The sequence below is a fragment of the Thioclava sp. ES.031 genome, assembly GCF_002563775.1.
In the GTDB taxonomy this organism is placed as follows: Bacteria; Pseudomonadota; Alphaproteobacteria; order Rhodobacterales; family Rhodobacteraceae; genus Thioclava.
Genome location: NZ_PDJO01000001.1, coordinates 2,416,536 through 2,430,501, shown reverse-complemented (window position 1 = coordinate 2,430,501; position 13,966 = coordinate 2,416,536). Strand labels below are relative to the sequence as shown.

Genomic DNA, 13,966 nt, shown 5'->3' with positions numbered 1-13,966 from the left:
GGCTTTCCGATGCCGGCATGGTAGGTCTTGGCCATGTCGAACAACGCTTCCGAGATTGCCAGATTGCGCGCCGCGCTCGCGGCCTCCGAGGCCCGTGCCGAGGCCGCCGAGAGCGAGCTGGCGCAGACCCGGGCGGTGGTCTCGACCTCCGAGGCGATGATCAAGCATCTCCGGCTCGAGATCGCCAAGCTCCGACGCGAGCAATACGGCCACAGCTCGGAACGCCGCGCCCGACTGATCGACCAGATGGAATTGCAGCTCGAGGAACTCGAAGCCGCGGCCACCGAAGACGAGATTGCCGCCGAGAAGCTGGCGAAGACCACGATCGTCGCGGGGCTCAAACGTCGCCGCCCGGCGCGCAAGCCTTTCCCGGAGCATCTGCCGCGCGAGCGCGTGGTGATCGCGGCGCCCACGGCCTGTTCCTGCTGCGGCTCGGATCGCATCGTGAAGATGGGGGAAGACGTCACCGAGACGTTGGAGGTGATCCCGCGGCAGTGGAAGGTGATCCAGACCGTCCGCGAGAAGTTCACCTGCCGGACCTGCGAGAAGATCAGCCAACCGCCGGCGCCCTTCCACGCCACGCCGCGCGGATGGGCTGGCCCGAACCTGCTGGCGACGATCCTCTTTGAGAAGTTTGGACAGCATCAGCCGCTCAATCGCCAGGCCGAACGCTATGCCCGGGAAGGCGTCGATCTCAGCCTGTCGACCCTCGCCGACCAGGTTGGCGCCTGCGCCGCCGCGCTGGAGCCGATCCATGCGTTGATCGGTGCCCATGTTCTGGATGGCGACCGCTTGCATGGCGACGATACGACAGTGCCGCTGTTGGCGAAGGGCGGGACAAAAACCGCCCGGCTCTGGACCTATGTCAGGGATGACCGACCCTTCGGCGGCGGGGCTCCACCTGCCGCGCTGTTCCAGTTCTCCCGCGACCGAGGAATGACCAACCCGAACCGGCATCTCGCCGGATGGCAGGGTATCCTGCAAGCCGATGCCTATGGGGGCTACAACGACCTCTACCGCGCCGACCGTGACCCGGGGCCGGTCGAGTCTGCGCTATGCTGGAGCCACGCCCGGCGCAAGTTCTTCGAGCTCGCCGACATCAAGGGGAACGCCCGGAAGGGCAAGCCGGCCCATGATATCTCCCCCGTCGCGCTGGAGGCCGTGGCCCGTATCGACGCGATCTTCGACATCGAGCGCGGAATCAACGGGCTGACGGCTGCAAAACGGCAGGCGGCCAGGCACCAGCTGTCCCGGCCTCTGGTCGAGGAGCTTCATGACTGGCTGCGTGCCGAGCGCGACCGGCTGTCGAAGCACAACCCGGTCGCCAAGGCGATCGACTACATGTTCAAGGCGGAGCGCTGGCCAGCCTTTACCGGGTTCCTCGAGGACGGCAGGATCTGCCTGACGAACAATGCCGCGGAGCGGGCGCTGCGCGGCATCGCCCTTGGCCGCAAGTCCTGGCTCTTCGCTGGCTCCGAGCGCGGCGGGGACCGCGCCGCCTTCATGTATTCCCTGATCGTTACCGCCAAGATGAACGATGTCGACCCTCAGGCCTGGCTCGCCGATGTCCTCGTCCGGTTGCCTGGCACGACCGCCTCCCGGGTGCCGGATCTGTTGCCCTGGAACTGGGCCCGGGCTGAGCAAAGGATAGCCGCATGACCCTGATCGCCCGCCTCCGGATCATCCTGAACGACGTCGACCCGCAGCCGATGCGCCATATCGAGGTGCCGCTGAAGATCAGGCTCGACCGGCTGCATGCGGTCATACAGGCTGCCATGGGCTGGACAGATACCCACCTCTACGAGTTCCGCGCCGGTGATGCCGGTTGGGGCGTGCCCGACCCGGACGGGTTCTACGACGGCCCCATGGACGCGAAGAAGACGACGTTGGAAAAGGTGCTCGAGGACACCGGCGCCAGGACGATCCAGTATATCTATGACTTCGGCGATGACTGGGACCACAGCATCCGTATCGAGCGGGTCTACGAGGCCATCCCCGGCATGATCTACCCACGGCTTCTCAAGGCGACCGGTGCCTGTCCACCCGAGGACGTCGGCGGTGCCTGGGGCTACGAGGAGTTCCTCGAAGCCCTCGCCGATCCCGATCACGAGCAACACGAGGACATGCTCCACTGGTCCGGTGGGGACTTCGACGCCGAAGATGCCGGGATCGACAGCATCCTTGAACGCTTCAACCGGCTTGCCAAGAAATGGGCCCCGCGGGCTCGCAAACCCAAAGCCCCCAAGGGCACGACCTGAGAATTGCTCCCATGTGCGGTCCACGCCGGATGGTTACCCTTCAGGGCTTCCAGCGCGACCTTTGCCTTGAACTCGGGAGCGTGCTGCTTGTGCTCTGCACCCTGAAAATTGGACCGTTTGAAACTGGAGCTTTCAGCGAAGCTTTCCTGGATGGGAGAGGAGCGGAAACGCATGAAAGCATCGAAGTTCACGGAAGCGCGGCTGACTGGCCGCCGCCTCATGGCGCGCGTCGCGCCCAAACCCGAAGTGGCCGGTTATTGCGCCGCCCAATGGCGGATTTTACTCCGCCGATGACACGCTTCTTCGGCCCGTCGATGACTTCGTAGTCGCAAACGGAGCGGCAAATACGTCCGCCCCGTTTCTCAAAAACTGGGTTTAGCCCGAGATCTCGATGCCCATTGCCGTGAGCGTTTCTTCATTAGGAGTACCGGTTTCCTCGAGCCCGTTGGCGGATTGATAAGCCCGCATTGCCTTACTCGAGCCCGCGCCCCAGACACCGTCCGGCGTCCCGGCATCAAACCCGCCTGCATTCAGCAGGGTCTGGATCGCGCGGTAGTCCTCGCGCCTAAGCGCAAGTAAACTAAAGCCGCAGGCATCGGCGGTGTCCTTGAAGGCGCGCTCTGAACCTGCAAGATCGAGTTCCAGGTCATGACTTGCGTTGTTTCTCTCGCGAAGCCTCAGGAAGAGTTTTTTCGCACCCCTCAATTCCCGAATGAACGCTTCCGCTTTCGCCCCGAACAGGCCTGCGCCTTCGCTGGTCGTCAACTCTGACCAAGATTCATTGCGCGCATCTGCATTATCGACCCTCACCGTGACCTTCATCCGATGAGAGTTGAAATCGGAAAGCAGGTATTCGTCGGTGTCGTAGATGACACGCGCCTCGTGCTCAATGCAGCCGATAATCAGGGAGGGGTGATGCATCGCCAAACCCTCCCCGTAGCCAGAAACATTCATTGCAACGACTTCCGCGCTATCGTCGATCGCAGCTTTGCTGTGCTGGATACCCCACCATCCAGACATGACATAATCGCTATCGTGTAGTGAGGAGAAAATGGCCATGGAGTAATCGATCTCGGGATGATCAGGATCAGCCCACGCCACTCCGGGTTTAGCGTCTTGCGGTGACTGAGATTGATCAGGAGCTGCGTTGAATTGGACGGTCTGCTGCGCGTCCCCCGGGAAGGCAATTCCGTATTGCGCACGTAGCCAGCCCTGCCGAAGCTGGGCAAGAGTGAGCTTCTCAGTCTCATAGCGCGTCATCGCAAGCGCACCCATGAGGCCACCCGCATCTTGCGCTTCCTTGAGGGCGTCGTTGACAGTTTTCTGTTGTTTTTGAAATTCACCAAGAATTTTTGCCGCGAGATCCGGCTCGGGCTTCACTGCTGGCACTTTGATTTCGATTGGTGCGCCTGTTTCTTCCGCAGCAACTCTGGCCTCGAGGAGAGACTTTGTCAGTCGCAGCGTTTGCGTGTTGAGATCAGCCATCGCAGCGAGAGCGCCGCCATCATATTTCGACGCCGCTGCCTCAGATTTCGATATCTCTTTCTCCAGGTTTGCGATTTCAGCGCGCATGTCTGACATCTGAGAGGAAGATGTGCTCTGGGCGAACGCCGGCGCAATTGGTGCAAGGCAAGTGGTGCCAGCAAGCAAGGCCACCAGGCAAATCGAATAAGAACGGATCATGTTTTCTCCACAACAAGTCGCCTCGGTGACGAGGCAGTAATCACGAGCTATTCTGGCTCGAAACAGGTCAAGCGCCGCAAGGCGGTGGAGAAGCGGCCGATGCGGCGCACAAAAGATAAATTGGCCAATATTACAAACAACGAAATCGCTGAAAGAATTCCACCTGAAGACGGACAGAAAGTGCCCCTTAAGTGACCTATGCGTCAAGAGCCGAGAAAGGTTCACGAGCCGCTATAGTTCCGGAGCAACTCTTTCATATTTCTATAGCAGGTTCCCTCTCGGTCCTGAAGGGAAACACCGAAATTACAGCTTTCACGGATCGCCTCGAGATTGAAATTTTCTCGCAAGTATCGTGATGTCGAGTTTCAGGCATCACCCCGGCTTTGGCTGAGAAGGGGTGACCTATATCCTGTATTCCGCCGAAGTGATGATTACCTTACAGATGACTAAGAAGACCGAAGACGAGAACCTGGCAGAGGTGGCAAATCCCCGACCATTCAATTGCCCATCTCAAAGAAATTCTCAAGTGTAAGCGAGCACTTCCTCTCCAGAGAGCTGCGTCTCGAGGGCCTGCCTTACCAATCCTACGACATATTGCAGATCTTCAGGGTTGCTAAGTTTCACTTCCGAGTTTCCGTTCCCCCAGCGCCCGACGCCAGTGACATCGACCACCATGCCCCTGGGATCAGATATCGTGCCAGGGTCAATGTTCAGTGACAGGCGAAGTGCTTTTGCCTGTGGCACGACATCGACGAAATTCGTTTCGGCTTTATAGGCAACATAAAGCTTGAGGAATTGTTCGGTGACGCATTCATCGAGCGCGAGAACTTCTTTTCGGAAGGCTTCGAACAACGCGCTCATCTTTCCTTCCGTCAGGTGGGGATGATCATCGATCGAATATCCGTTCACCACGGTGTCAGGCGTCCGATAAGCGCTTAGGATCTCTTGCGAGAGATCTGGAAGCTCCCAGACGCGCGCGGCATGACGCGCTATTCTGTCGGCACGGTTCTTGATCTCTGCTTCGCTCCAGACCTTGATCTGACCGAGCCCCTGGTTTACGCGAAGAGGGCTGTCCTTGAAGCCTCCTTCCATGTCCCTCTTCTCCTTGAAAGGGCGATCGCTGTACTGGGCGTTGTATCCTGTCAGGGTCAGATTTCCGATTGTGTGCAGCCATTTTTCCTGCACCTCTCTGTAATCCTGACCCAGATCGTCTTTCCATTGCTGTGACAGATTTTCGTTCTGAGGCAGGATATGCTCAATCGTGTAGTCATCGATATAGACACGCTCTCTGCGGCCATGGTTTTCGAACTTTCTAAGCCAATATGAGCGGTTTCGGAAGTTGTAGAGATCGCGGTCCTGTATCCTTGCAATGAACTCCTCATCCCGCGGAAAACGCCGATAGGATCGCATCAACAGGAAGTGAGCTTTGACGCTTTCCAGATAACAGTCCTTTTTGAGTTCGCGCGAAAAATTCGCAAAAGTCTTGTTAAGCGAATTCGTCGGAACAGCACAGATCGCGCGCCGAAATACATACGCCTCCACCATCCGGGCGATTTCCAGAAACTCGTCGGCTGTGACAAGGCCGTCGTCGTAGTCGCGGTAAACTTCCAGAAGGAAGGGATAGGCTACGTCGACCTTCATTTCACGAAGATCCTTGAATGCTTGGGCGAGCGGAACGTTCTTTTCCTGACCCAATGCCAAAGCCCCATAACGCTTTGAGAACTCCCAGACCTCTCTAACGAGATCCGTAACCTCTTTGCCTTTGGCGACTTGCTGATGTGAATAGGTCTTATAGGCTGTGTAAACGTCTCCCTGCCGGGGAATGCTTCCTGTCACGACAGTCAGGTAGTGACGCATGAAACCATCGAAATGGGCGACGTAGGCGCTCTGCCCAAAGCCCTCCTCCATCTTGCGCCAATATTGCTCATAGAGCCGCGTCTGCAAGTCAGGCTTCAGTCCCATCAGCACGAAGTTCCGGATCAAATCCGCCTGAGACAGCTCCTTTCCTGTCGAATTCATACTTTCGAAGATCAGCTGCGGATTGTCGTGCTCCCGGCTAAGGGCAACGTCTACGATCATCAACTTGTTCAAGCCGGCGCAGATTTCCACCACAGCATCAGGTTCGCTTTCCAGCCAGTGACGGAAAAGCTCAAAGTTCTGCTCGACACGTAGCGAGGGCTTCTCAGGCAAATCGTCTCCGGTAACAATCGCATTCAGTGTCGTGCGATCAGTCTTCGACAGAAGGAGCTTGAAAGCGCGCTCTCCATTCTCATCCGGGTCGAGTAAGTATCTATTTCGGATTTTCTTTGTTGAAAAACCGTCGACAGGTTCAGTATCCCCGATCACAAGTGCAAGAGCCGAAAGCAACAATAGAACGGACGTCAGTCGCTGTTGTCCATCGATCACGAGATCCGGCGAGCGACTGGAATTGTTCGAGAGCTTTTCCTCAATATAGACAACAGATCCCAGGAAGTGAACTTGAACATAGTCGCTACTTCCCGCGCGGCGCACATCGTCCCAGAGTTGCCTGCATTCCTGCTCTGTCCAACTGTAAGTTCGCTGGTAGATCGGAATGACGAACTGCGTTGAGTTGTTGATGAAGGACAAAAAGTTCGCGTCGGTCGCTTTCATTTCGACACCTCGGTAAGGTTGAAGTCACGCCCCTGTGTCCTGACGAGAGATGCCCGAGACGTGTTGTTTTGACCTAACATAAGGATCCTTGATGGTATGAAATATTCATTGGATATAGTGGTTTGGTACATCAAATCTGCCGCAATCGAAGCCGGAAGTGACCAATGAATGTCAATGCTGCGATGATGTTGAATACGACCCAAATCAGCTTGAAAAGGTGAACCGGAATGAGCGGATTAAAGAGAACTGCAATTACTCCAAATATCCATGAAAAGCTGTTCGATCTCTTCCCGTTGAGGGAGTATTCTTTCCATGAAATGACGCCTGCTGCGGCACAAACTACCAAGCGCAGCAGCATGTAGTAGCCATACGGCAGGGGCAGGATTGCAACAAGAAGAGCGATGGCTGGAACCCACCAGAGCCAAGCAGAAATGTCCCGTCCCGGGATCAACCCGTCCGGCGTCGACCGATAGTGGTCGTATTCAGGATTACGCAAGATCAAAAATACCTTCTCATAGTCTTTCTGGAACGCACGATGCCTCATCGTCTCCCGCCAGACAAGACTGATTGAGCCCTTTTGCGCTCTTCCGAACATAAGCGGAAAAAGTTAGTATTGTTATTTTTCAAGCTCCGATTTTTCTCTACGATCACGACGATAAATTGAGCTGTCATGCACCGCATCCAGACTTCATTTTTCAAAATCAAATTGCCGGCCTGGCTGTCTCCTTGGAAATGTGTCGGTTTGAGCGCCACAGTAAGAGTGAATAGCCCCGCGTTTCTTAGACGCCTTCGCGAACTTCTTCTTCCAGGAGTAGGGAGAGTATTGGCTCACGCCCAAGCGCTCGGCCACCTCCCTGACCGGGTAGCCTCTCTCCGTGATCTGCGCGACGGCATCTCTTTTGAAATCGTCGCTGAACTTGGTGCTGCTCATCATGGCCTCCTTGCCTTAAAATTAGCAAAGAAGGCGTCCACGATACACGGCGCTATTCAGCCGGTACTCTTAGGCCTTTTCAAAGGCTGACCTTGGTGCCGTAGATGGAGGTATTAGCGATGAACAGTCGGACAGTGAATTTCGACAGCTACGGCGATTATTACCGCGCCGTAGCTGAGGAAATTTCGGATGCAGAGCTCCGCGAACGCGGGATGTCCGCACATGAGCTGCTGCGGGTGCGCAGACTAAATGATTTTGAGCGCTGCGAAGCGATCACGGCATTTTTAGTCAGAGACTCGCTGAGCGGATTAAGTTCTCGACATTGACTGCCGTATGCTTTCGAGAGGGCGCGCACTCACGCCGATTGATGGCTTACATACCAGGACACAGAAGCACAGAGGGGAGGGGAGGTCGACGCTTAGTTGCCGCTTGTGCCAGGTCGATGTCAAATCGAAGAAAATGGCCTGCGGAACGTCGAGGGCATTTGCCCCCGAGGTCCCGCAGGCTCCCACCCCATACCCCTTGGAGAGGAGGAAGTGCGCGACCTGTTAGATACGCGCCTTGCCCCTCCCGTTCGGTCCTTCGAGATCGCAGCGGCGCAGGAGCGTAACGGCCCACCGCGCGGCGTTGCCTTGCAGCAGCGACCCCTGACGCGTTCAACCCTCCGGGTTAACGCCATAAGTAGCCAGTTCGGCGATCAGTGGGTGTTCCGGATCGCTATTCGCGCCTCGTAGGAATCTCAAGCGGAATCGGCTCCGCTCACTTCTTCGGTCAGGGTTTGAAGCCCGTTGACCTTGTAACCATGCTTGAGCAAAGCGAGCGTTGTTAGGAGGCCGAGACGCTCAATTCCGAAAAAACTGTCCTGCCATTGTTGTTTAACACTCTCAGGTAGGCTGATGACCCAAGAGAGAAGCTCTTCTTGGTTTAGAAGAAACGCGTTTCCGGTTTCCGGCAGGTGCCAAGGCATATCCCTACTGCGAAGATCGATCGCTCCGCTCTTTTCGCGCTTCTTCGGCATCGCGCCTGAGGCATTTTCGAGGACAAGCGCGAAGCGCCCGCGCGAAACTTCCTGAACGGAGACGCGTATCGCTCGGTCTATTGCACAGCCTGGCTTCCGATCCTGTGTATTGTCATAGGCTTCTCGTAATAAGAGGCGGCCGTCCACCTTTAGGAACTGCGAGACAGAGGTGCCCGAGTCGCGCGTATTGGTCCGCCGATACAGCTGGAAGGGTGGTCGCTCCATCCTTTCCCCGAAACGCTGGAGCAGGGGAGTAACCTGGTGCAGCTTGGCGCGGCGTTCATTCCTTTTCCACCTGCTAACCGTCGATTGGTCGACGCGGCATAGCTTCGCGATCTCGTCTTGAGTCATTCCCGACTTCATTGCGATGTTCACGAGCTTCTGTGTCTGCTCGTACTCTGGTCCCTTTGATGACATTCTGCTCCTCTTTCTACTATCGTTGGTGGGGTGCAGTGCACCCCACCAACGTTCTCATGCCTTTTTGGGATTGGATGGGCGCTGGTTTGGGTTCAATTGCTTGCCCCGATTGCCCTCATTCTTGGCATGGGTCTGGTTCTGTCCAGACGTGCCTTTGTTTGCGTTCTTCATGTCAGCGGCGTGGTTCGGTTTTTTCATCGTGTGCTCCATCGGCATATGGTTGAAGATGGACACTTAATCGCTTGGCCTGGTCACTGATTGAACCCGCACGATCATCATAATTACGCATACTTCTGCATACTGTGAATGTATTGCGATTTCGCGCATTTCTGTGAAAAATCCTTTAGGCCTTGGGCCGAGGAACGAGGAGCTTAAAAAGGGCGGCCTTTGCCGCCCTTTTGCGGGATGCACCTGATTTCTCTATGCCGATCGCCAGATGCGCAGCGCATTTTCGACGCGCGCATAGGCCTGAATGGCGTCGTGTTTCGAATGCGTGTCTCGGCTGGATTGATGGACGTAGATGTCCGCGGCCCAACTTTCGAAAACGTAGCCGAGCGCGAGAAATGCTTCGTGCGCCGCTTCAATCAGCCCTGGTGGAGGACTGGATAGGAGCATCACGGCGATGCCCGCGAGATCTCGGTCGATTTGCGTGAAGTGTCGTTCAACCGAGACGTGGATACGAGCAACGCCGTACGTTTCAATGAGCCAGAGCGTTACGTCGCGTATATCCCGCTCCAGTGTGTCACAGGTCGCCTCGGCCTCAGCTCCCATGGCGAAACCGGGCAATTATCTCACTGACGCGTGCGCCATGCCAGCGCGTCATGTCGCTGGCGGGCAGTCCTCTTTCTTGAGTGATCCGTTCGAGCGAAGAAGGTGCCTGATCCGCAAGAGCTCGGTGGATGCCCTGTAGCGCCATTTCGACAGCATCAGGATCGGCGACCGGCTGTCCGAATGCGCTGTGCAGGTCGCAAAGAGATGCGAACCCGCTCTTATCTTCGAGCGCGTCGAGTAGGTCGCAGAGGCTCGCGCCGTGACGGCGAAGATATTGCTCTGCAGTGTATGCGGCCGCGTGACGGACCTCTGCGGTTTCGAGGTTGGTGGTTTTGAGCATGTGTTCTCCTCTCATGTGTAGCAGCAACGGTGGTGGGCGCCTATTCTTCGGCTTCACTGCGGATGCATCAGGAGACATTGTGTGAGTTCGAGTTGGTCTTTTCGGCTGTTTCGCGCCGGTCTTCTTGCTGTTGGAAAGAAGGGCATTCGTGGGCGACGAAAAAGAAGTTTTCCGGGCGCTCCATTTTAGGCCTCAAGCCGTGCTGACAAAGTCGTTGTAAGCTTTCGGAGTGGATCTCTTACTCATTCCCTGGCGTGTGGCGCCGGCCGTGCGGTCTGCAGATGGCCGGCGCACCGTCTCAGGCAGCGTCTTCCGCTGGGAGGGCGAGCGCCAGTGCGTCGTGGTCTTCATCGAGCTCCCCAATTTCGACCAATAGCTCGAACAGCTGGTCCGTGAGGAGGCAAAGCTCTTCTACTTCAGGGCTTTCGGGGTCGAGAAGGACGTAACACGAAAAATCGGGCTCGCATGCGTCGATAAAGGGATCCAAGGACAGGAGACGATGAAGATCTACGAGCTTACCCCGCGTCGTTCGGTCGAGACGCGATGCTTCGCGCAGGCTGGACATAATGCGTAGAACGCGAGCAGTTCCAGCATCGCCGTCGATGAGCTTCGCCGCGTTGCACAGCGCGGTGCCGTGCTCGGCGAAATGGGCGCGAACGGCGCTAAGTTGCGGTTCAGTGGACAGGGTCCGGTTGGGGAGCGTGCGCAGCATGGTGGTTCTCCTTTTGTTGCGCGACTGCCAGTCGTGGCAGCTTTCAAGCCTGTCCGGTCACTCGTGTCTGGATGCCTTTCTTGGTCTGGCCCTGAGCTGAAGGGCTGCTTTTCGTCTCTCAATATGGAGGTTGGCCAACAGGTCGCGAGACGAAGAAAAAAGTTCTCCTAATCGCCGCGACGAGGAGCCGCTCTGCAGCGGCCCTGTGGCGAGCTGGTAAAGACGCGTCACGCCCTGAAACCCACCGACCGGCCGAGGCCTTCACAAAGAAAAAAATTGTCAGCCGTCCGGCGCATCTTGAGGGTGATTTTGATAGCTGCATTGATGAAATGGTTCGCATCGGTCCTGGGGAAAGGGTGAAGCCCGGGCGAAAAGGTCGTCCATCTCGCTCGTCGTTACCGGTGAGGTCGGGGAGCCGCTCCAGACGCAGACCGCCCACTCTGTTCAGAAAGCGATCCCCAGGCATGCTGCCCTCGACAAACCGGGCGGCCAAGGCGGGGAGCAATTATGTGCTTCGCTTCATGAAGAATTTGAGCCTAACGCGGTTGTAGAGCACAAGGCGAAGATCAGTCCGGTTCTTCCGGGCGAAACCGAACCGATACCAGCTCTCCGAAACGAACCGGCTCACTTTCCTCGGGCCGAAAGTCCCAACCATAGGCAAGAAGCTGGTTCGCCAGGTCTTTTGGCGCGATCTTCCTGTAACGATTTGCGGTGTCTGAGCGCCCCCAACCACCATAATCGAGCAAAGCGGCCCAGTCCTTGGTTTGAGCGTAAAACCAGGTCGCCCAAGTATGGCGAAGCGTGTAGGGGACGACGTCTGTGCCTAAACCGGCCGCATCGCGCACCTTCCCGAAGGCGACCGCCATCTGCGCTCCCCGGTTTGCATGAAGTTTGTAGGGGTAGCCATTCGGAGCAGGGAAGGCCGGTCCGCTGGCCGGTATCTCGCCGACAAGCTCAAGCGCGCGCTGCGGCAAGAAGACAAAGCGCGGTCTAAACGTCGTCTTGGTGCCCGGCAGCCACCACTCCCGTGTGGCGGGGTTCCAACCTTTTCCATCGAGCGCCATCGTCTCTCCGGGTCCCGCACCGGTGCCGAGCATGAAGGCGATCTTGCGCAGGGTCTCGCGTCGGGGATCACGCAAACCGATCACGTGAGGGGCGCTGGCAGCCTCGAGCATCCTTTCCGCCTCTTCCGGGCTTAGCCATCGAACTCTCCGCGTATCGGTCGACTTCTGTCGACGCTTCCCGGCGACGAAATTCTGTATCGAGCGAACAGGCACACGAACCTGACGTCGGATCGTATCGGGTCGCGCTTCGGGGTATAGAGCCGCCGCAGCTTCCATGATGCGAACTTCGTCGATGTCCTCGATGAAGGTGTCGTGGCCAAAAAAGCGCTTGAGTTTAGGCAGAAACCGGGCTTCCCCGCCGCCTGCTTCGTATAGCTCGGCTGCTTTGACGAAGGATGTCTTCCTCGGCCCTTTTTCCGCCTGTAGCTCGTTCTGCCAAGCCGATTGATAGATTTTCTCTGCCAGCTTCTCGGCGATCTTGCGTTGGGACTTGTCGCGCACCGGGAGTCTTCGGCGGATGCGACGTGACCCGACGCGAAAGTCGATGGCCCAGGTTGCGTGTTTTTCGTGCCAGACTGGTGTCCACGGATTTGCCAAGCGTTTGTGCCCTCCATATCGTCCTTAGCGACCCTGGGCGTCGTGGTGACATGCCCAGCCTTCTCGGTTCTGCTAAGAGGAGGTTGGCTACTTCGCTCGGGCACGAAGAAGAAAGTTGGGAGCGGGTGACCTGCCACGGGTCTTTCATCCAGCCACGACCGGAGCCCGGTTGGTGTTTACGCCGATCGGCGCAGGTTGAGCAATCGCCCGACGCGCGGAGTTATCATCTCGCGTAGCGGGGCGGGCGATTGCGGTGGTTAGGGCCCGCGCGTAGTCAGCCGGGGTCTGGTAGTCCAGGGCCGAATGCGGACGCTCGGTGTTGTAGTCGGCAGCCCAAGCGGCGATCACGACGCGCGCATGAACCAGGTTACGAAACATGGTCTCGTTGAGTAGCTCGTCGCGCATCCGGCCGTTGAAACTCTCCACGAAACCGTTCTGCATCGGCTTGCCCGGCGCGATGTAGTGCCATTCGATCCGGTGCTCGGAACACCACCGCAGGATGGCATTCGAGGTCAGTTCTGTGCCGTTGTCGCTGACGATCATTCCCGGCTTGCCGCGGCGCTCGATCAAAGCCGTCAGTTCGCGCGCCACCCGGCGCCCCGAAATCGAAGTGTCCGGGATGGCGGCGAGGCACTCCCGGGTAACATCGTCGACCACGTTGAGCACTCGGAAGCGCTGGCCGCTGGCGAACTGGTCGTGGACGAAATCCAGCGACCAACGGGCATTGGGACGCGCCGCGACCAAGATCGGGGCCCGTGTTCCGACCGCCTTACGCCTGGCCTTCCTTTTGCGCACCGTCAGGCCTTCTTCGCGGTAGAGCCGATAGATCCGGTTGATCCCGGATGGCTCGCCCTCGCGGCGCGAGCCGGCACGAAGAGCCGCCGATAGCCGAACCGTCTGCGTTCGTTGGCCAGCTCGCGCAGACGGCCACGCAGCTCCGTATCCGAAGCTCGCTGCGCCTGATAGCGGACCATCTTGCGATCCGCCCCAGCAATCCGGCACGCCCGCCGTTCCGAGAGCCCGAGCAGGGACCTCAGATGCGCGACCGCCTCGCGCTTCACGGCAGGCGTCACCACTTTTTTGAAACCAGTTCCTTCATCGCCGCCAAGTCCAGCATCTGCTCGGCCAGCAGCTTCTTCAGCTTGGCGTTCTCGTCTTCGAGCGTCTTCAGCCGCTTTGCCTCCGGCACTGTCATGCCGCCGAACTTCGCCTTCCAGTTATAGAAGGTCCCTTCCGACATGCCGTGCTTGCGGCACAGGTCCGCGCACTTCGCGCCTGCCTCGTGTTCGGCCAGGATGCCGATGATCTGCTCGTCCGTGAATCTCATTCGCTTCATTGTCCGTCCTCAAGTTGGGTCGGACTCTAATCGATGGTGGAGGAAAAATCCCGTGGCAGGTCAGATCCTGTCCAAGAGACGGGGAGTAGCTCACAGCACAGAAGAGGCGATAGAAGAAGGGATGGGTATCGCCATCGCTGGGAGTCTAAAGGCGACGGTCGACCTTGCCGAGATGGGGTACAAGGTTGCAACCTCACGCCCAAGTCGC

General features: G+C 57.7%; 12 protein-coding genes and 2 pseudogenes. 3 read left to right on the top strand and 11 right to left on the bottom strand.

What is annotated here, in order from left to right; translation table 11 throughout:
- The first annotated feature begins 33 nt into the window (after positions 1–33).
- A complete protein-coding gene (locus AXZ77_RS11575; RefSeq protein WP_098410085.1) occupies positions 34–1,659 on the top strand; it encodes an IS66 family transposase in 1,626 nt (541 codons plus the stop codon).
- Complete coding sequence (locus AXZ77_RS11570; protein ID WP_098410084.1) at positions 1,656–2,258, top strand: plasmid pRiA4b ORF-3 family protein; 603 nt, start codon at positions 1,656–1,658, stop codon at positions 2,256–2,258. Before AXZ77_RS11575 ends, AXZ77_RS11570 begins: the two co-directional genes overlap by 4 nt.
- 375 nt (positions 2,259–2,633) lie before the next feature.
- Here AXZ77_RS11570 and AXZ77_RS11565 read toward each other — a convergent pair whose 3' ends face one another.
- The 4 genes and pseudogenes from AXZ77_RS11565 to AXZ77_RS11550 all read right to left on the bottom strand — a co-directional run.
- Positions 2,634–3,941, bottom strand: a complete 1,308-nt coding sequence (locus AXZ77_RS11565; RefSeq protein ID WP_255266484.1) for a peptidoglycan-binding protein — start codon at positions 3,939–3,941, stop codon at positions 2,634–2,636.
- A gap of 522 nt (positions 3,942–4,463) precedes the next feature.
- Positions 4,464–6,572 (bottom strand): DUF262 and DUF1524 domain-containing protein, encoded by a 2,109-nt coding sequence (locus AXZ77_RS11560; protein WP_098411268.1) that lies wholly within the window; start codon positions 6,570–6,572, stop codon positions 4,464–4,466.
- A 130-nt stretch (positions 6,573–6,702) separates the two neighbouring features.
- A complete protein-coding gene (locus AXZ77_RS11555) occupies positions 6,703–7,116 on the bottom strand; it encodes a DUF6804 family protein (RefSeq protein WP_141536265.1) in 414 nt (137 codons plus the stop codon).
- Between the two features lie 237 nt (positions 7,117–7,353).
- A pseudogene (locus AXZ77_RS11550) lies at positions 7,354–7,506 on the bottom strand (transposase); the annotation flags it as partial.
- Positions 7,507–7,622: 116 nt separating this feature from the next.
- On the opposite strand from AXZ77_RS11550, the gene AXZ77_RS19365 reads away from it, so the two are divergent.
- Positions 7,623–7,829 (top strand): hypothetical protein, encoded by a 207-nt coding sequence (locus AXZ77_RS19365; protein ID WP_141536264.1) that lies wholly within the window; start codon positions 7,623–7,625, stop codon positions 7,827–7,829.
- A 413-nt stretch (positions 7,830–8,242) separates the two neighbouring features.
- On the opposite strand, the gene AXZ77_RS11545 is transcribed toward AXZ77_RS19365, so the two are convergent.
- The 7 genes and pseudogenes from AXZ77_RS11545 to AXZ77_RS11515 form a co-directional block, all read right to left on the bottom strand.
- Positions 8,243–8,938, bottom strand: a complete 696-nt coding sequence (locus AXZ77_RS11545; protein WP_098411266.1) for a helix-turn-helix domain-containing protein — start codon at positions 8,936–8,938, stop codon at positions 8,243–8,245.
- Positions 8,939–8,992: 54 nt separating this feature from the next.
- The gene (locus AXZ77_RS19595) at positions 8,993–9,136 is read right to left on the bottom strand and encodes a hypothetical protein (protein WP_176535923.1); all 144 of its coding nucleotides are present in this window, start codon (positions 9,134–9,136) and stop codon (positions 8,993–8,995) included.
- A gap of 222 nt (positions 9,137–9,358) precedes the next feature.
- Entirely contained in the window at positions 9,359–9,724 is a 366-nt protein-coding gene (locus AXZ77_RS11535) for a hypothetical protein (protein WP_141536263.1), read from the bottom strand.
- Complete coding sequence (locus AXZ77_RS11530; RefSeq protein WP_098411263.1) at positions 9,699–10,049, bottom strand: hypothetical protein; 351 nt, start codon at positions 10,047–10,049, stop codon at positions 9,699–9,701. Before AXZ77_RS11530 ends, AXZ77_RS11535 begins: the two co-directional genes overlap by 26 nt.
- Positions 10,050–10,347: 298 nt before the next feature.
- Positions 10,348–10,761 (bottom strand): hypothetical protein, encoded by a 414-nt coding sequence (locus AXZ77_RS11525; protein WP_098411262.1) that lies wholly within the window; start codon positions 10,759–10,761, stop codon positions 10,348–10,350.
- A 566-nt stretch (positions 10,762–11,327) separates the two neighbouring features.
- Positions 11,328–12,326, bottom strand: a complete 999-nt coding sequence (locus AXZ77_RS11520; RefSeq protein WP_098411261.1) for a tyrosine-type recombinase/integrase — start codon at positions 12,324–12,326, stop codon at positions 11,328–11,330.
- A gap of 240 nt (positions 12,327–12,566) precedes the next feature.
- Positions 12,567–13,758 (bottom strand): annotated as a pseudogene (locus AXZ77_RS11515) (IS3 family transposase).
- Between the last annotated feature and the right edge of the window lie 208 nt (positions 13,759–13,966).